Source organism: Actinomadura chokoriensis (assembly GCF_041463665.1).
Classification (GTDB): Bacteria; Actinomycetota; Actinomycetes; order Streptosporangiales; family Streptosporangiaceae; genus Spirillospora; species Spirillospora chokoriensis_A.
The window spans coordinates 36883-55280 of sequence record NZ_JAXCEJ010000024.1 but is presented as its reverse complement, the minus strand read 5'-3'; the positions used below and the strand labels follow the sequence as shown (position 1 = coordinate 55280).

Here is an 18398-nt window from a genome sequence, read left to right as displayed (position 1 = left end):
GCGAACCGGGGGGTGTGGGGCCGTGCCCGCACAGGTGACGGGATGAGCGAGGAGTTCGAGCGGCTGGTCTCGGCGGACGCCGGCGGGGCCGAGGAGCAGCGGATCGAGGCCGCGCTGCGGCCGAAGAAGCTCGACGACTTCGTCGGGCAGGAACGGGTGCGCGAGCAGCTCTCGCTCGTGCTGCACAGCGCGCTGCGGCGCGGCCGGACGCCCGACCACGTGCTGCTGTCGGGCGGGCCCGGCCTCGGCAAGACCACCCTCGCCATGATCATCGCGGCGGAGCTGGGGCAGCCGCTGCGGATCTCCTCCGGGCCCGCGATCGAGCGGGCCGGCGACCTCGCGGCGGTGCTGTCCACCCTCGCCGAGGGCGAGGTGCTGTTCCTGGACGAGATCCACCGGCTGGCGCGTCCCGCCGAGGAGATGCTCTACATGGCGATGGAGGACTTCCGGGTCGACGTCGTCGTGGGCAAGGGGCCGGGCGCGACCGCGATCCCCCTCGACATCGCGCCGTTCACGCTGGTCGGGGCCACCACGCGGGCGGGGATGCTGCCCGGGCCGCTGCGCGACCGGTTCGGCTTCGTCGCGCACATGGACTTCTACGAGCCCGCCGAGCTGGAGGTCATCGTCCGGCGGTCGGCGAAGCTGCTGGACGTGGAGATCAGCGACGACGCCGCGGCCGAGGTCGCGGGCCGGTCCCGCGGCACGCCCCGCATCGCCAACCGGCTGCTGCGCCGCGTCCGCGACTTCGCCGAGGTCCGCGCCGACGGGGTCGTCACCCAGGAATCAGCGCGGGCGGCCCTCGCGTTGTACGAGGTGGACGAACGGGGACTGGACCGGCTCGACCGGTCCGTCCTGGAGTCGCTGATGCGCAAGTTCGGCGGCGGCCCGGTGGGCCTGTCCACCCTCGCCGTGTCGGTGGGGGAGGAGCCGGAGACCGTCGAGGTCGTCGCCGAGCCGTTCCTCGTCCGGCAGGGACTGCTGGCGAGGACGCCGCGCGGGCGCGTCGCCACGGCCGCCGCGTGGGCGCACCTGGGCCTCGCCCAGCCGCCCACGGCGCCGCTGGCGGGGACCCTGTTCGACGTGGACGAAGACGCCGACCGGCCCGATCCATGATCATCCGATAACGGGTTGGGAACTTCCCGGTGTCGTCGTTCGTCGCGTCGTTGCCGGGGCCTCGCGTACTCTCTAGACTCCGGGACTTGGTTCACCGTCTCCAGCCGGCGGTCCCGTGCGCGTGGCCGTTCCGGTCACAGGCTGGGCAATCGACATCGGAAGGATGCTCCCGTAATGGGCAGCGACATGATTCTCGCGGCGGATTCCGGCGGTAGCGGGGCTTTCAACCTGCTGCTGCTCCTCGCCGTTCCCCTGGTCTTCTACTTCTTGCTCATCCGCCCGCAGAGCAAGCGGCGCAAAGAGCAGATGCAGATGCAGAACGACGTACAACCCGGCGTCCGCGTGCTGACGACCAGCGGGATGCGCGCCACGGTCGTGGAGGTCGACGACGACGGTGTCGTGCTCGAGATCGCCGACGGTGTCGAGGTCCGCTTCGTCAAGCAGGCCGTCATGCAGGTCCTGAAGGACCCCGAGCCCGATGACCTCGACGACGAGCTCGACGAGGACGCCGACGGGCTGGACGAGGACGGCGCCGTCGACCTGTCCAAGGACGGCGACACCGAGGCCAAGGGCACCGAAGCGGACGAGGACGCCGAGCCCGAGTCCGAGCCGAACGGGAAGACCAAGGTCAAGGCGGCCGACAAGCCCTCCGCCTGACCCTCCCTCGGTGACGACATAGACGGGAAGTACGACGACAAGTGGCTTCGCCCAGAAACGCGCCCAGGCCCGGGCGCACCCTCCTCGCGCTGTTCGCGGTCCTGGTCGTTCTCTCCGGCCTGGCGGTCTGGCAAGGGCGGACGACGCCCAAGCTCGGACTGGACCTCGCCGGTGGGACGACCGTGACCCTCACGGCGAAGACCCCGGGCGGGAAGAATCCTCCGGCCGAGCAGATGGACCAGGCCGTCAAGATCATGACGCAGCGCGTCAACGGGCTGGGCGTCTCCGACGCCGAGGTCGCGAAACAGGGCAGCAACAACATCGTGGTGAACGTCCCCGGTGAGGGGCAGGGCCGCGTCGTCAGCCTGATCGGCACCACGGCGAAGCTGCAGTTCCGCCAGGTGTTCGCGAGCGCGGACGGGCGTTCGGCGACCGCGGCGGCCCCGTCGCCGAGCCCCTCCGCCACGAAGAAGGGCGGGACGGGCGGCGGCAAGAGCCCCTCGCCGTCGGCTTCGGCGTCCGCCTCGGCGTCCCCGTCGGGGGGCGCGTCGCCGTCCGAGTCGGCCACCCCGCGCGGCCGGGCGCTGTCGGGGGCGCTGACCGCGCCGACGCCGACGCCGTCCGGCGCGGCGAGCCCGTCGGCCTCGCCGTCCTCGCCGCTGATCCAGCCGTCCGGGCAGGCGACGGCCCCCGCGCAGGACTACCCGGGCGTGACCGACAAGGCCGTCATCAAGCAGTTCGAGGCGCTCGACTGCTACAGCGGCGACCGGCGCGCCGCCGGCGCGAACGACCCGAGCCGCCAGTTCGTCGCCGCCTGTGACCAGGACGAGGAGAACGGCCAGGTCACCAAGTACATCCTCGGGCCGGTCCGGGTGCTCGGCGAGAACGTCGACGAGGCGAACGCGATGCCGCCGAACGCCCAGCAGGGCCAGGCGAGCTGGTCGGTGTCCCTCAAGTTCGACGGCAAGGGCGGCCGCCAGTTCGGCGCGGTCACCACCGACGCGTCCCGCGCCTACCAGCAGGACCCGTCCTCGGCGCAGGCGCAGGTCGCGATCGTGCTGGACGGCCAGGTCGTCTCGGCGCCCGCGATCCGGGAGGGCCCGATCACCGGCGGCACCGCGAGCATCGACGGGCCGCCCGAGAGCTTCAACCAGCAGTACGCGACCGACCTCGCCAACGTGCTCAAGTACGGCGCGCTGCCGCTGGAGTTCACGCAGAGCTCCATCGACGAGGTGTCGTCCACGCTGGGTTCCGACCAGCTGACCGGCGGGCTCATCGCCGGCGCGATCGGCCTCGGCCTGGTGGTCCTGTACTGCCTGTTCTACTACCGGGGCCTCGGCCTGGTGGCGGTGTCCAGCCTGGTCGTGGCGTCCGCCATCACCTACCTGTCGGTGGTGATCCTCGGTGAGGGCATGGGCTTCCGGCTCTCCCTCCCGCACATCATCGGGCTGATCGTCTCGATCGGCATCACCGCGGACTCGTTCATCGTCTACTTCGAGCGGCTGCGGGACGAGCTGAGGGCCGGGCGCAAGCTGCGCTCGTCCGTCGAGAACGCCTGGAAGCGGGCGCGGCGCACCATCCTCGTCGCCGACGCCGTCACGTTCCTGGCCGCGCTGGTGCTGTACTTCCTCGCGGTCGGCGGCGTCGCCGGGTTCGCGTTCGCGATGGGCCTCACGACGCTCATCGACGTCATCGTGGTGTTCTTCTTCACCAAGCCGCTGGTCGCGCTGCTGTCGCGCACCAAGTTCTTCGGCCGGGGGCATCCGATGTCCGGGCTCGATCCGAGGCGGCTGCACCGCGCCGCCCAGAACTCGGCCGCGACCGCCGCCAAGACGAGCCAGGAGGCCTGACCAATGGGACTGCGCGCGGTCACCTCGCGGATCTACCGGGGCGAGATCAGCGCCGACATCGTCGGCCGGCCGAAGATCTGGTACACGATCTCCGGGCTGCTGCTGGCGCTGTCGATCGCCGGCCTGCTCGTCCAGGGGCTGAACTTCGGCGTCGAGTTCAAGGGCGGCTCCGTCTTCACCTTCAAGGCCCCCGCCGCCTCGATCGAGCAGGTGCGCACGGCCGTCAGCGACGGCGGCGCCCACCAGGTGATCGTGCAGAAGGCGGGCGAGGACTGGCGGGTCACGACGGAGAGCATGGACTCCCCGCGAGTCACCCAGGTCAAGTCGAGCATCACGCAGGATCTCGCCGTCCCGCAGAGCAAGGTCAGCACCCAGGTCGTCGGCGCCTCGTGGGGCGGTGAGATCCAGAAGAAGGCGTGGCAGGCGCTGCTCGTCTTCATGGTCTTGATCATCGCCTACCTGTCGGTGGCGTTCGAGTGGCGGATGGCCGTGGCCGCCGTGGTCGCGCTGATCCACGACCTCGTCATCACCGCGGGCGTCTACGCCTGGTCCGGGTTCGAGGTCACCCCGGCGACGCTGCTCGGCTTCCTGACGATCCTCGGCTACTCGCTGTACGACGCGGTCGTCGTCTTCGACATGATCAAGGAGGTCACCAAACCGCTCGGCCCGACCTCCAAGACCACCTACAGCGAGGCCGCGAACCAGGCGCTCAGCAGCACGCTGGTCCGCTCGCTGAACACCTCGCTGGTGGCGATCCTGCCGGTCGGCGCGATCCTGTTCATCGGCACGACGCTGTTCGGCGCCGGGACGCTGAAGGACCTGTCGCTCGCCCTGTTCGTCGGCATGATCGTCGGGACGTACTCCTCGATCTGCGTGGCGACGCCGCTGCTCGTCCAGTTCAAGGAGCGCGAGCCGAAGTTCCGGCAGATCCGGGAGAACATCGCTCGCCGGGAGCGGAACGCGCACAAGCAGGTCACGACCGCCAAGGTCAAGGCCGGCGCGGGGGCGTCCGGGAAGCCCTCGGCGGAGGCCGGCGACGACCGGGGCGACGACCGGGGCGACGACGCGGGCGATCCCGCCGAGGACGTGCGGAACACCGTCACCGTGCGGAAGGTCGTGCAGACCGGGTCGCGGCAGCAGCCCAAGCGGGGATCGCGGCAGCAGCGCCGCGGCGGCAAGTAGGGCGGGAGACCTTCCAGCGTGGACCTCGGAAAGCTGATCCAGGAGCGGATCCGCGACATCCCCGACTACCCGAAGCCGGGGGTGATGTTCAAGGACATCACCCCGCTGCTTGCCGACCACGTCGCGTTCGCCGGCGTGGTCGACTCGATCGTCAACCACCACGGCCGCGGCACCATCGACAAGATCGTCGGTATCGAGGCCCGCGGGTTCATCCTCGCCGCGCCCGTCGCCTACCACTTCGGCGCCGGGTTCGTCCCGGTGCGCAAGAAGGGCAAGCTGCCCGCGCGGACGCACGAGGAGACCTACGACCTCGAATACGGGACCGAGACGATCGAGATCCACTCCGACGGCCTCGAACCCGGCGAGCGCGTGCTGATCGTCGACGACGTCCTGGCCACCGGGGGCACGGCGAGGGCGGCCGCCGAACTCGTCCGGCGCGGCGGCGGCGACGTCGTCGGGCTGTCGGTCCTCCTCGAACTGTCCTTCCTGCATGGACGCGACAAACTGGGGAATCTGGACGTCCATTCGCTGGTTACGGTCTAGTGCGAAAAGCCCGCCGGATACACTGGCGCCATCAGGGTCCGGTGGGGACGGGCGCGACCCGCGGGGCGTGCACTGCAGCGCCCGGACGGTCAAAGGAGGCTGGGTGCCCGGTGAGGTGGTATCGACCGGCGCGGTGAGCGACGCCGCCGCGGCGCGCACGGCCGCGAAACATCCGGCGCGGGAGTCCGCGGGGGATCGGGCCGTGAAGGCGGCCGGCGCGTCGACCGCGCCACCGCGGCGCCCTGATCGCCGCGCGCCACCGCCCGGACCTCCCGCCGAAGAGAGCGCTCCGCCCCACGAAGGCCCCCCGGCCACCGAGCCCCCGGCCACCGCGGCTCAGGCCGCCGAAGACCGGGCCACGGAAGACCGGGCCGCCGAAGATCAGGCCACTGAAGATCAGGTCACGGCCGGCACGCCGGCCGCCGAAGACCCGCCGGCGGTGAGGCCCGCCGCGCGGGCCTCCCGAGCAGAGGCTCCCCCCGCCGAGCGCACCTCCGCAACGGAGGACGCCGATGAAGCGTCCAAGCCCGACGTCCCGTCCAGGCCCACGCCGGCCACGATCCCGCCGTCCGCCGCCCGGGTGCGCCGCAGGCTCGCCAGGTTGGGCGCCCAGCGCGGCCCCGCTATGAACCCGGTACTCGAACCACTGATCAAGACGGTCCGCAACACCCACCCGAAGGCGGACCTCCGGCTCATCGAACGCGCCTACGACGTCGCGGCGCACTACCACCGCAACCAGAAGCGCAAGAGCGGCGACCCGTACATCACGCATCCCCTCGCGGTCGCGACCATCCTCGCCGAACTCGGCATGAACACCGAGACGCTCTGCGCGGCGCTGCTCCACGACACCGTCGAGGACACCCCCTACACCCTCGACCAGCTGAGCGCCGAGTTCGGCGACGAGATCGCCGCGCTCGTCGACGGCGTCACCAAGCTCGACAAGGTCAAGTACGGCGAGGCCGCCGAGGCGGAGACCGTCCGCAAGATGGTCGTGGCGATGTCCCGCGACATCCGCGTCCTGGTGATCAAGCTCGGCGACCGGCTGCACAACATGCGCACGCTGCGCTACATGCCGCGGCACAAGCAGGAGAAGAAGGCCCGCGAGACCCTGGAGGTGTTCGCGCCGCTCGCGCACCGCCTCGGGATGAACACGCTGAAGTGGGAGCTGGAGGACCTCGCGTTCGCCACGATGTACCCCAAGCGGTTCGACGAGATCGCCCGCCTGGTCTCCGAGCGCGCCCCGCGGCGCGACGTCTACCTGCAGGAGGTCATCGAGAACGTCTCGACCGACCTGCGCGAGGCCCGGATCAAGGCCACCGTCACCGGGCGGCCGAAGCACTACTACTCGATCTACCAGAAGATGATCGCGCGGGACGTCTCCTTCGACGACATCTACGACCTGGTCGGCATCCGGGTCCTGGTCGACAGCGTCCGCGACTGCTACGCCGCACTCGGCTCGATCCACGCGCGATGGAACCCCGTCCCCGGCCGGTTCAAGGACTACATCGCGATGCCGAAGTTCAACATGTACCAGTCGCTGCACACCACGGTGATCGGCCCCGAGGGCAAGCCCGTCGAGCTGCAGATCCGGACCTGGGGCATGCACCGCCGCGCCGAGTACGGCGTCGCCGCGCACTGGAAGTACAAGGAGGAGACGGTCGGCGGCCGCAAGGCCGGTGACATGCAGTGGCTCCGCCAGCTCCTCGACTGGCAGAAGGAGACCGCCGACCCGGCCGAGTTCCTGGAGTCGCTCCGCTTCGACCTGTCCGTCTCCGAGGTGTTCGTGTTCACCCCGAAGGGCGACGTGATCGCGCTCCCGCAGGGCGCGACCCCCGTCGACTTCGCGTACGCGATCCACACCGAGGTCGGGCACCGATGTATCGGCGCCCGCGTCAACGGCCGGCTCGTCCCGCTCGAATCGGCCCTGGACAACGGCGACACCGTCGAGGTCTTCACCTCCAAGTCGCCGGACGCCGGCCCGAGCCGCGACTGGCTCGGCTTCGTCAAGAGCGCCCGCGCCCGCAACAAGATCAAGCACTGGTTCTCCAAGGAGCGCCGCGACACCGCGATCGAGTCCGGCAAGGACGCCATCGCCCGCGCGATGCGCAAGCAGAACATGCCGCTGCAGCGGATGATGTCCGGCGAGGCCCTCCTCGCGCTCGCCCGCGACATGCGCTACCCGGACGTCTCGTCCCTGTACGCGGCCGTCGGCGAGAGCCAGGTCTCCGCGCAGCACGTCGTCCAGCGCCTGGTGGACGCCCTCGGCGGCGTGGAGAGCGCCGAAGAGGACCTCGCCGAGATCGCCCTCCCGACCCGGCGCAGGCGCGGCCGCCCCGCCGGCGACCCCGGGGTCGTCGTCGCCGACGACCCCGACGTCTGGGTCCGCCTGTCCCGCTGCTGCACCCCGGTGCCCGGCGACGACATCGTCGGTTTCGTCACCCGCGGCCACGGCGTCTCCGTCCACCGCGACGACTGCGCCAACGTCGCCAGCCTGAGGGCGCAGCCCGACCGGCTCATCGACGTCAAGTGGTCCCCCAGCGAGGAATCGGTCTTCCTCGTCGCCATCCAGGTCGAGGCCCTGGACCGCCCCCGCCTCCTGTCGGACGTCACCCGCGTCCTGTCCGACCAGCACGTCAACATCCTGTCGGCCTCGGTCACCACGTCCCGCGACCGCGTGGCCGTCAGCCGCTTCACCTTCGAGATGGGCGACCCGAAGCACCTCGGCCACGTCCTGAAGGCCGTCCGCTCCATCGACGGCGTCTACGACGTCTACCGGGTGACCAGCGGCGCCACCCGGTAGGAGCAGGCGAGGGCGGCCGCGGGGAGCGGCCGCCCTCGGTTCGGTCCGGGTCAGGACTCCGCGGGGTCGTCCTCGGGGATCACGTCGACGCCCGCCTCGGCGCGCTGCTGGGGGGTGATCGGGGTCGGTGCGGCGGTCAGGGGGTCGTAGCCGGACGCGGCCTTGGGGAAGGCGATGACGTCGCGGATCGTGTCCTGGCCGGCGAGGAGCATGACCGTGCGGTCCCAGCCGAAGGCGATGCCGCCGTGCGGCGGGGGGCCGAACTTGAAGGCCTCCAGCAGGAAGCCGAACTTCGACTCGGCCTCCTGCTTGGAGAGGCCGAGCACGTCGAAGACGCGCTGCTGCATCTCGGCGCGGTGGATACGGATGGAGCCGCCGCCGATCTCGTTGCCGTTCAGGACGAGGTCGTAGGCGTCGGCGAGGGCGCTGCCCGGGTCCTCGTGGAAGGTGTCGGCGAACTCCGGCTTCGGCGCGGTGAACGGGTGGTGGACGGACGTCCAGCCGATGTGCTCACCCTTGTCGTCCTCGACGGACTCGAAGATCGGGGCGTCGACGACCCAGACGAAGTTCCATGCGGACTCGTCGATCAGGTCGCGGCGGCGGCCGATCTCCAGACGGGCCGCGCCGAGGAGTTCCTGGGTGGCGTGCCGCTTGCCGGCGCCGAAGAAGATCGCGTCGCCGGGGGACGCCCCGGTCTTGGCGGCCAGGCCTTCCTTCTCGGCGCCGGAGAGGTTCTTGGCGACCGGGCCGCCGAGCGTGCCGTCCTCCTGGACGAGCACGTAGGCGAGGCCGCGGGCGCCGCGGGCCTTCGCCCAGTCCTGCCAGGCGTCCAGTTCCTTGCGGGTCTGGGACGCGCCGCCCGGCATGACCACCGCTCCGACGTAGGGAGCCTGGAACACGCGGAACGACGTGTCGGCGAAGTACTCCGTCATGTCGGACAGTTCCAGGCCGAAGCGCAGGTCGGGCTTGTCGGAGCCGTAGCGGGCCATCGCGTCGGCGTAGGTGATGTGGGGGATCGGGAGGGGGACCTCGTAGCCCGCGATGTCCTTCCAGAGGCGCGCCACGAGGTCCTCGCCGACCTTCAGGACGTCGTCCTGGTCGGCGAACGACATCTCGATGTCGATCTGGGTGAACTCGGGCTGCCGGTCGGCGCGGAAGTCCTCGTCGCGGTAGCAGCGGGCGATCTGGTAGTAGCGCTCCAGCCCGCCGACCATCAGGAGCTGCTTGAACAGCTGCGGCGACTGCGGCAGCGCGTACCAGTGGCCCGGCTGGAGCCGGACGGGGACGAGGAAGTCGCGGGCGCCCTCGGGCGTCGACCGGGTGAGGGTGGGCGTCTCGACGTTGACGAAGCCGTGCTCGCGCATCACCTCGTGCGTCAGGAACGACGCCTCCGAGCGGATCCTCATCGCGCGGGCGACGGACTCGCGGCGCAGGTCGAGGTAGCGGTACTTGAGCCGGATCTCCTCGTTGACGTTGACGTCGCCCTCGATCGGGAACGGCAGCGGCGCGGAGTCCGACAGCACGTCGATCTCGGACGCGGCGACCTCGATGGCCCCGGTGGGCAGCTCGGGGTTCTCGTTGCCCTCGGGCCGGACGCGGACCTCGCCGACGATCTTGACGCAGTACTCCGAGCGCAGGTCGTGCGCCGCGTCCTCCTCGCGGAAGACGACCTGCGCGGTGCCGGACGCGTCGCGCAGGTCGATGAACGTGACGCCGCCGTGGTCGCGGCGGCGCCCGACCCAGCCGGCCAGCGTGACCTGCTGCCCGGCGTGCTCCTTGCGGAGCGTCCCCGCCTCGTGGGTGCGGATCATTTCGACAGCCTTTCCTTCAACGTCGTGGTGAGGTCGGTGAGCGGGACGGCGGTCTGCTCGCCCTCGGCCAGGTCCTTGACCTGGGCGACGCCGTCCGCGATATCTCGCTCGCCGAGGATCACGGCGTAGCGGGCGCCCGAGCGGTCCGCGTCCTTCATGGCGCCCTTCAGCTTCTTGCCGCCGAACGCCATGTCGGCGGCGATCCCGGCGCGGCGCAGGTCGGCGACGAGCGCGAACATGCGGCGCTCGGCGGTGTCGCCGAGCGCGACGCCGAACGCCTCGCAGCGCGGCCCGGCGGCGAACGCCGCGCCCCCGCCCTCCTGCGACTCGGCCTCAAGCGCCAGGATGGTGCGGTCCAGGCCGAGGCCGAACCCGATGCCCGGCAGCGGCGGGCCGCCGATGTCCTCCGAGAGGCCGTCGTAGCGTCCGCCGCCGCCGATCCCGGACTGGGCGCCGAGCAGCGGGTGGTCGAACTCGTAGGTCGTGCGCGTGTAGTAGTCGAGGCCGCGGACGAGGGTGGGCGTGTCCTCCCACGTGATGCCGAGGTCGGTGAGCAGCTCCCGGACCCGGTCGTGGTGGGCCTTGCACGCCGGGCACAGGTGGTCGGCCATCAGCGGGGCGCCAGCGAGCTGCTCCCGCACCTTGGGACGCTTGTCGTCCAGCACCCGCAGCGGGTTGATCTCGACGCGGGCGCGGGTGTCGTCGTCGAGGTCCAGGGCGCGCAGGAAGTCCTGCAGCAGGGCCCGGTAGGCGGGACGGCACTCCTTGCAGCCGAGCGAGTTCAGCAGCAGCCGCACCCGGGTCAGCCCCAGGGAGCGGTACCAGCCGGCCGCGATCGCGATGGTCTCGGCGTCGACCTGCGGGTCCTCGCTGCCGATCGCCTCCAGGTCGAGCTGGTAGAACTGCCGGTAGCGGCCCTGCTGCGGACGCTCGGCGCGGAACGCGGCCCCGGTCGTCCACACCTTCACCGGCAGCGCGCCCTTGTGCAGGTTGTTCTCCAGGACGGAGCGCAGCACCGACGCGGTGAACTCGGGACGCAGCGTCAGCGACCGGCCGCCCCGGTCCTCGAAGGTGTACATCTCCTTGGACACCACGTCGGTGGACTCGCCGACGCCGCGCCGGAAGAGGTTGGTGTCCTCGAAGACGGCCAGCTCCAGGTAGCCGTAGCCGGCCAGCCGCGCCTGCTCGGCGAACGCCTCGCGCACGGCGTAGAAGAGGTCCGCGCGAGGCGGGACGTATTCACTGACCCCCTTGGGGGCCCGGAAGCTCGAACTCATGGTCTTTTAGGCTCAGAATCCCTTGTTGGGTCCGTCCGCGGGCACGCCCGTCCCGTCCAGCGGGGACGAGCCCCCTGAACCCCCCGGCGCGAGCCCGGCGAGGAACGGGTTGGTGACGCGCTCACGGCCGATTGTGGTCTGCTCCCCGTGGCCGGGCAGGACGGCGGTGTCGTCGGGCATGGCCAGGCACACCCGGGACAGGCTGGCGAGGATCTCCTCGTACGATCCGCCCGGCAGGTCGGTGCGCCCGATCGACCCCGCGAACAGCAGGTCGCCGGTGAACATCACATCCGGGATCTGCTGCGTGCGCGGCGTGCGGAACGTCACCGACCCGGGCGTATGGCCCGGGGCGTGGTCGACGGTGAAGCCGAGCCCCGCCAGCTCCAGCACCGACCCGTCGGTGAGCTCCCGCACGTCGTCCGGCTCGGACAGCTCCAGGCCGCCGAAGAGCTGCTGCCCGGCGCCGAGGGACAGGCCCTTCGCGGGGTCGGTGAGCAGGTCGCGGTCGTCCGGGTGGACGAAGGCGGGGACGTCCTTGGCGCCGCAGACCGGGGCCACCGACCAGACGTGATCGAGATGGCCGTGCGTCAGCAGCACCGCGACCGGCTTCAGCCGGTGCTCGCGCAGGATCTCCTCGATCCCGGCCTCGGCGTCCTGGCCGGGGTCGATGATCACGCACTCCTCACCCGCGGCGGGCGCCACGATGTAGCAGTTCGCGGCGAACGATCCAGCGGGGAACCCGGCGACGAGCACGGTCGTCCTTCCTTAGAACCATCTCGGTGGGCGTGTCCGAGGGTACCGGCGGGGCCACGGCCACCGCGAACGAGATAGGGCCGTCGCCGTGTCGCGTCCGGGGGCGGTCCGGCCCCGGGGGAGACGCTCCCTGACCACGGAGGCGCTTTTACTCGCGGGTACCGCTACTATGCGCTGCACGTTCACCTGATCACACCGGAGAGGCGAGGCCCGTGGCGGGGAAGGACCGCAAGAAGCAGCTCGCGCGCCAGCGGTACGAGCGCCAGGAGCAGCGGCGCGCGCAGGAGGCGGCGAAGGCGCGCCGCCTCAAGGTCATCGGCTCGGTCGCCGCGGTGGCGGTGGTCGTCGCCGGCGTCGCGGCGTTCATGGTCTTCAAGAAGGACGAGTCCACGGCCGCCGGCCCGCGGTGCGTCTACGAGCCTGAGACCGACGGCGGCGAGGTCAAGGACGTCGGCACCCCGCCAGGCGAGCCCGCCCACACGGGCATCGTCCAGGCCACGGTCAAGACGAGCCAGGGCGACGTGGAGATGCAGCTCTACGGCGACAAGGCGCCCTGCACGGTCAACTCGTTCGTGTTCCTCGCGCAGAAGAACTACTTCGACAAGACCGAGTGCCACCGGCTGACGAGCGGCGGCCTCAACGTCCTGCAGTGCGGGGACCCTGCGGCGTCCGGCCGCGGCGGGCCCGGCTACCGGTTCACCACCGAGAACACCGCCGGCGCGACCTACACCGAGGGCACGCTGGCGATGGCGCGCTCGGACTCGCCGGACTCCAACGGCAGCCAGTTCTTCATGGTCTACAAGGACTCGCAGCTCAAGCCGGAGTACACGGTGTTCGGCAAGATCACCAAGGGGCTGGACGTGCTCGGCAAGATCGCCAAGAACGGGTCGAACCCCGCGGGCGACGGCAAGCCCAAGAAGAAGGTCGAGATCCAGGACGTCACGATCGCCGGGAAATAGGCGAACGGGATACTAAGGTGTTGAGGGTCCGGATGGCGCGAGTTGTCCGGACCCGCGATTCAGGAGGCAAGGGTGTCCAGCGCGACCGATCCCTGGGGCCGGGTGGACGAGGACGGCACCGTCTACGTCAGGACCTCTGACGGCGAGCGGGTGGTCGGGTCCTGGCAGGCCGGCGCGCCCGAAGAGGCTCTGGCCTACTTCAAGCGCAAGTACGACGCGCTCGCCACCGAGATCGGCCTGCTCGAACAGCGGCTGCGCACCACCGATCTGCAGCCCGCCCAGGCCCAGCAGAGCATCGACCGGCTCCGCGAGGCCGTGGCCGGGGCGCACGCCGTCGGCGACCTCGACGCGCTCGTCCGCCGCCTGGACGGCCTGACCGAGCAGGTCGGGCGGCGCCGCGAGGAGGTCAAGGTCCAGCGCGAGCAGCACCGCCACGAGGCCCGCGAGGTCAAGGAGCGGATCGTCGCCGAGGCCGAGCGCATCGCCGCCGAGGAGACGCACTGGAAGAACGGCGGCGAGCGGCTGCGCCTGCTGGTCGAGGAGTGGAAGGCCGCCGACCGCATCGACCGGCCGACCGAGACCGCGCTGTGGAAGCGGCTGTCGTCGGCCCGCAACGCGTTCACCAAGCGCCGCAAGGCCTACTTCGCCACCCTCGACGACCAGCGCGAGGAGTCCCGCCGGGAGAAGGAGCGCCTGGTCGCCGAGGCCGAGGCGCTGTCCGGCTCCACCGACTGGGGCGAGACCGCCGCCGCCTACCGCGACCTGATGCGCCGCTGGAAGAGCGCCGGACGCGCCTCCCGGGACGCCGAAGAGGACCTCTGGACCCGCTTCAAGGGCGCCCAGGACACCTTCTTCCAGGCCCGCGGCGCCGCGTTCGCCGAGCGCGACGCCGAGTTCCGCGGCAACGCCGAGGAGAAGGAGAAGATCCTCGCCGAGGCCGAGCGGCTGCTGCCCGTCCGGGACGTCCGGCAGGCCCGGCAGGCGCTGCGCACGGTCCAGGAGCGCTGGGAGGCCGCCGGCATGGTCCCGCGCGACCAGCGCGACCGCCTGGAGGGCCGGCTCCGCAAGATCGAGGAGGCCGTCCGCTCCGCCGAGGAGAACGAGTGGCGCCGCACCAACCCCGAGGCGCGCGCCCGCGCCGAGGCCACGGTCGGGCAGCTGCGCAGCTCCATCGAGCAGCTGGAGAAGCGCCTCGGCAAGGCCCGCGACGCCGGCCGCGACAAGGATGTCAAGGAGGCCGAGGAGGCCCTCAGCGCCCGCCGCGCGTGGCTCGAAGAGGCCGAACGGACCCTCGCCGAGTTCTCGTAGCGTCTCCCGGAGGCCGGGGTCAGCCTGCCGGGCCGGGGTTCACGCGGTGCTGCGGCCGAGGAAGGCGAGCAAGCGGGTCTGCTCGTCGGCCCCTCTCGGCGCCGCGAGGGGCGCGGCGAGGCGGCCGGAGGCGCGCAGCGGGGCGGCGACCACCTGGGCCGTCGCGAACGCGTGGTGGACGAGGTCCGGGTCCAGGCGGGACGGCTGGCCCGTCGCCCGGGCCAGGTCCCAGGCGTGCACGAGCGGCTCCAGGATGTAGGCCCCCAGGCAGTCGCCGAGCGGCAGCTCGCCCAGGCCGCCGAACGGGATGGGACGGCGCAGCGCGTCCGGGGTGAGCGCCGCCGCGCACTCCTTGCGGGTCGTCCGCCAGCTCATCAGGACGTCGCCCGGGACGAACCGGGCCGGGTCCCGGCCGACGTCCCGCTCGGGCTCGCCCGCCGCCAGCGCCCGGATCAGGCACTGGCCGGCGGTCACGTGTCCGGCGACGTCCCGGGCGCTCCACCCCTCGCAGGGCGACGGCGCGTCCCAGCCGTCCCCGGGGACGCCGGCGACCAGGCCCTCGAACAGGTCGAGGGCCCGGTGGTAGCCGCTGAGGTCGTGAGCCATGGTGGTCAGTGACCCGCGATCCGGCCGCGCTGTCAAGCGCTATCGCCAAGGTCGCCGGTTCGGCTCACGCCGCGGGCGCGCCCCGCTCCCGCAGCATGGCGTTCATCCGCGCCATCTCCGACCGCTGGCCCTCCACCATCGTGCCGGCCAGCCGCCGCACCCGGTCGTGCCCCGTGCGGGCCAGCACCGCCTCCGCCATGGCCACGCCGCCGCGATGGTGGGCGATCATCAGCCGCAGGAACAGGACCTCCGCGGGACGGGCGGACGCCTTCTCCAGCTCGGCGAGCTGCCCGCGGGTGGCCAGCCCCGGCATGGCGGCCGCGCCGCCGCGGTGGCCGCCGTGCCCGGACATCCAGCGCATGCGGCCGGTCGGGTCGGCCTTCGGCAGGCCCCACTCGTCCAGCCAGGCCGTCATCATGCCGATCTGCGCCTGCTGCGTGGTGATGATGTCGTAGGCCAGCAGCCGGACCTCCGGGTCGTCGGTGCGCTCCCGGACGATGAACGACATCCGCACCGCCTGCGCGTGGTGGGCGCTCATGTCGCGGGCGAACCCGGCCTCGGGACCGTCCGTGCCGGGACGTCCCGAGCGGGCGACGGCCATCGTCACGAGGACGGCCCCGGCGATCAGGACGAGGACCGCGAGGACGACGGCGGCGCGCCGACCCCGCGGCACCGTGTTCCCGTTCACGGGTCCCTCGTTCACGGCGTCCTCGTTCACGGCGTCCTCGTCCCCGGGGCCGGCCTCGCTCACGGGGCGTCCTTGGCGCCGTTGCAGGCCGCGCCCGGCTCGGGCGTCTGCGGGCCGCTCACGAAGCCGCGCAGGAACTCGTCCACGCGCGGGTCGGAGGCGTCCTCCAGGGTGAGCTGGTGGCCCCAGGCGGTGAGCTTGATCGGCGCGTCCTGGGACGGGTACGGGCTCAGCATCGTGTAGTCGGTGCCGGTGACCTTGCTCTTGAGGGCGTCGACCTGGCCAGCGGCCAGGCCGGGACGGTAGGTGATCCAGACGGCGCCGTGCTCCAGGGAGTGCACGGCGTTCTCGTTCTGCAGCGGCGCGTCATAGACGCGGCCGTCGCAGTTCTGCCAGACGGGGTTGTGGTCGCCGCCCATCGGCGGGTCGGAGTCGTACTTGACGGCGCCGTTGGTGTGGTCCCGGCCGAGGTCGTCCTTGGTCACCAGGCCCGCGATGGACTTGGAGTCCGCGGACGACGACCTCGTCTGCATGAACGTGTAGCCGATGGCGATGACCGCCACCAACCCGATGACGGTGAAGAAGGCGATGCCGCCCCACGGGATCTCGCGCTGCGTCAGCGCGTTCTTGCGGGCGTTCTTTTTGCGGGCGCTCTTGGACATGAGAGCGGTCCTCTCAGGGGTGCTGTGGATCAGTACGGAGATGTGGGCAGGCGCCGCGTCGCGACTGCGGCGAAGCGGCGCTGCGTGCGGCCTTACGGCCGGCTCATCACAGCCGGAGCACCTGGAGGACGGGCGGCGAAGCCAGGGTGGAGGCGGCGCCGGGCGGCGCGAGGGACCAGCCGACGCGTGCGGGCAGGCGCGAGAGGGGCCGGCGCAGCCCCGTGACCAGCGCCAGCAGCAGGAGGGTGAACAGGACGGCCATGCACAGGCAGACGTCCAGCGGCATCGACGGGGGATGCTTCACCGGCGCGCTGAGCGCCTCGCCGGCGGGACCCTGCAGGACCTGGGACAGTGAAGCAGCCGTCACTGCAACGGGCGTCGCCGCATCGGGCATCGCCACATCGGGCGTCGCTCCGTTGGACGTCGCTCCGTCGGACATGGAGGCGGGGCCGGCGCCGACGGGCATGCTCACGGCCTGCTCGGTGCACACGCGCGGCGGCGGCCCGTGGCCCATCCCGTAGCTGAACACGAGCCCGGCCACGACGAACAGCGCCACGACCAGCCCAGCCGGCCCGTGGCGCCGATGCAGGGCCGTACCGGACACCGTCACACTCCTGAACGCGCCTTCCGGGCTGTTCCAACGCCGGAGCCTATCCCCGGGTTCCCGTTCCCGCCCAGGGCGCCCGGGTGCGGGACGTCCGGGAACGTCCGCGCCGCGAGATAGTGTCGGAGCGTGACCAGCAGGGCGGAATCGGGCGAGCCGGAGGGCCTCTTCGACGCGCCCGGGCAGCGCCCGGCGGCCCCCGGGTCCGCGTCGGGGCCCGCATCTGGGCCCGGCCCGTCCGTCCCGGCGGCGCCCGGCGCGGAGCAGCCCCTCGCGGTGCGGATGCGCCCCCGCGCGCTGGACGAGGTCGTCGGCCAGGGCCACCTGCTCGGCCCCGGCACCCCGATCCGGCAGCTCGTCGACCGGGACGTGCCGATGTCGCTCGTCCTGTGGGGCCCGCCGGGCACGGGCAAGACCACCCTCGCCACGGTCGTCAGCCACGTCACGTCCCGTCGGTTCGTGGAGATCTCCGCGGTCAGCGACGGGGTGAAGCGCGTCCGCGCCGAGATCGACCTGGCCCGGCGGGAGCTGGGCATGACCGGGCGGCAGACGGTCCTGTTCGTCGACGAGGTCCACCGGTTCAACAAGGCCCAGCAGGACGCCCTGCTCCCCGCCGTGGAGAACCGCTGGGTGTCCTTCATCGGCGCCACCACCGAGAACCCGTTCTTCTCCGTCATCAGCCCGCTGCTGTCCCGCTCCCTCCTGCTCACGCTGGAGCCGCTCGGCGACGACGACCTGCGCGAGGTGATCCGCAGGGCGCTCGCCGAGGAGCGCGGCCTGGACGGGGCGGTGACCCTCGACCCCGCCGCCGAGGACCACCTCGTCCGGCTGGCCGGCGGCGACGCCCGCCGCACCCTCACCTACCTGGAGGCCGCCTCCCTCGTCGTCGACGACGGCGGCGAGATCGACGTCGGCGTCCTGGAGAAGGCCGTCGACCGGGCGGCCGTCCGCTACGACCGCGAGGGCGACCAGCACTACGACGTCATCAGCGCGTTCATCAAGAGCATCCGCGGCAGCGACGTCGACGCGGCGCTGCACTACCTCGCCCGGATGATCGAGGCCGGGGAGGACCCGCGGTTCATCGCCCGGCGGCTGATCGTGCACGCCAGCGAGGACGTCGGGATGGCCGACCCGACCGCGCTGCAGACGGCGGTCGCCGCCGCGCAGGCGGTGGAGTTCGTCGGCCTGCCCGAGGCCCGCATCAACCTCGCCCAGGCGGTGATCCATCTCTCCCTGGCGCCCAAGTCCAACGCGGTGATCATGGCGGTGGACGGGGCGCTCGGCGACGTCCGCAAGGGGCTCGCCGGGCCCGTCCCCGGGCACCTGCGCGACTCCCACTACAAGGGCGCCGCCAAGGTCGGGCACGGGCAGGGCTACAAGTACGCGCACGACCATCCCGGCGGCGTCGTCCGGCAGCAGTACGCGCCCGACTCCGTGGACGGGCGGGAGTACTATCTCCCGACCAGGCATGGCGCGGAGTCGCGTTTCACCGAGGTGCTCGCGCGGATCCGGTCCGTCCTGCGCGGCGCGGGGGACCGGCGCTGATCGCTCTCACCGGGCCGGTGATACCGCCACAGTGCCGTGC

16 protein-coding genes are annotated in these 18398 nt (G+C 71.9%); 9 read left to right on the top strand and 7 right to left on the bottom strand.

The window, feature by feature from the left end; all coding sequences use genetic code 11:
- Positions 1-42: 42 nt before the first annotated feature.
- The 6 genes from ruvB to SM418_RS29900 all read left to right on the top strand — a co-directional run bounded on the left by ruvB (position 43) and on the right by SM418_RS29900 (position 8145).
- Positions 43-1113, top strand: coding sequence for a Holliday junction branch migration DNA helicase RuvB (ruvB, locus tag SM418_RS29925; RefSeq protein WP_371944391.1), 1071 nt, complete (start codon positions 43-45; stop codon positions 1111-1113).
- A gap of 174 nt (positions 1114-1287) precedes the next feature.
- Complete coding sequence (yajC, locus tag SM418_RS29920; protein ID WP_371944390.1) at positions 1288-1770, top strand: preprotein translocase subunit YajC; 483 nt, start codon at positions 1288-1290, stop codon at positions 1768-1770.
- A 41-nt stretch (positions 1771-1811) separates the two neighbouring features.
- On the top strand, positions 1812-3620 hold the full coding sequence (gene secD, locus SM418_RS29915) for a protein translocase subunit SecD (protein ID WP_371944389.1): 1809 nt from the start codon (positions 1812-1814) through the stop codon (positions 3618-3620).
- A gap of 3 nt (positions 3621-3623) precedes the next feature.
- Positions 3624-4802 carry a protein translocase subunit SecF gene (secF, locus tag SM418_RS29910; RefSeq protein WP_371944388.1) on the top strand — a complete coding sequence of 393 codons (1179 nt, stop codon included), beginning with the start codon at positions 3624-3626 and terminating at the stop codon, positions 4800-4802.
- Positions 4803-4820: 18 nt separating this feature from the next.
- Positions 4821-5345: an adenine phosphoribosyltransferase gene (locus tag SM418_RS29905; RefSeq protein WP_371944387.1), complete on the top strand. Its 525-nt coding sequence runs from the start codon at positions 4821-4823 to the stop codon at positions 5343-5345.
- A gap of 625 nt (positions 5346-5970) precedes the next feature.
- On the top strand, positions 5971-8145 hold the full coding sequence (locus SM418_RS29900) for a RelA/SpoT family protein (protein WP_371944482.1): 2175 nt from the start codon (positions 5971-5973) through the stop codon (positions 8143-8145).
- A gap of 50 nt (positions 8146-8195) precedes the next feature.
- Here the strand turns inward: SM418_RS29900 and aspS are convergent, their stop codons facing one another.
- Genes aspS through SM418_RS29885 form a run of 3 tightly spaced genes read right to left on the bottom strand, consistent with a single transcriptional unit; the run spans position 8196 to position 11986 of the window.
- Positions 8196-9956 (bottom strand): aspartate--tRNA ligase, encoded by a 1761-nt coding sequence (gene aspS / locus SM418_RS29895; protein ID WP_371944386.1) that lies wholly within the window; start codon positions 9954-9956, stop codon positions 8196-8198.
- Complete coding sequence (hisS, locus tag SM418_RS29890) at positions 9953-11233, bottom strand: histidine--tRNA ligase (protein ID WP_371944385.1); 1281 nt, start codon at positions 11231-11233, stop codon at positions 9953-9955. The genes aspS and hisS overlap by 4 nt, the downstream gene beginning before the upstream one ends.
- A 12-nt stretch (positions 11234-11245) precedes the next feature.
- A complete protein-coding gene (locus SM418_RS29885) occupies positions 11246-11986 on the bottom strand; it encodes an MBL fold metallo-hydrolase (RefSeq protein ID WP_371944384.1) in 741 nt (246 codons plus the stop codon).
- A gap of 212 nt (positions 11987-12198) precedes the next feature.
- On the opposite strand from SM418_RS29885, the gene SM418_RS29880 reads away from it, so the two are divergent.
- Positions 12199-12945, top strand: coding sequence for a peptidylprolyl isomerase (locus SM418_RS29880; protein ID WP_371944383.1), 747 nt, complete (start codon positions 12199-12201; stop codon positions 12943-12945).
- Between the two features lie 72 nt (positions 12946-13017).
- Positions 13018-14253: a DUF349 domain-containing protein gene (locus SM418_RS29875; protein ID WP_371944382.1), complete on the top strand. Its 1236-nt coding sequence runs from the start codon at positions 13018-13020 to the stop codon at positions 14251-14253.
- Positions 14254-14292: 39 nt separating this feature from the next.
- On the opposite strand, the gene SM418_RS29870 is transcribed toward SM418_RS29875, so the two are convergent.
- From SM418_RS29870 to SM418_RS29855, 4 genes are all read right to left on the bottom strand, one after another.
- Positions 14293-14859, bottom strand: coding sequence for a TIGR03086 family metal-binding protein (locus SM418_RS29870; protein ID WP_371944381.1), 567 nt, complete (start codon positions 14857-14859; stop codon positions 14293-14295).
- A gap of 64 nt (positions 14860-14923) precedes the next feature.
- Entirely contained in the window at positions 14924-15610 is a 687-nt protein-coding gene (locus SM418_RS29865; protein ID WP_371944380.1) for a DUF305 domain-containing protein, read from the bottom strand.
- Complete coding sequence (locus tag SM418_RS29860; RefSeq protein ID WP_371944379.1) at positions 15607-16209, bottom strand: thioredoxin-like domain-containing protein; 603 nt, start codon at positions 16207-16209, stop codon at positions 15607-15609. Before SM418_RS29860 ends, SM418_RS29865 begins: the two co-directional genes overlap by 4 nt.
- Before the next feature lie 106 nt (positions 16210-16315).
- Positions 16316-16813, bottom strand: coding sequence for a hypothetical protein (locus tag SM418_RS29855; protein ID WP_371944378.1), 498 nt, complete (start codon positions 16811-16813; stop codon positions 16316-16318).
- 282 nt (positions 16814-17095) lie between these two features.
- On the opposite strand from SM418_RS29855, the gene SM418_RS29850 reads away from it, so the two are divergent.
- Positions 17096-18358 (top strand): replication-associated recombination protein A, encoded by a 1263-nt coding sequence (locus tag SM418_RS29850; RefSeq protein ID WP_371944480.1) that lies wholly within the window; start codon positions 17096-17098, stop codon positions 18356-18358.
- Positions 18359-18398: the final 40 nt, after the last annotated feature.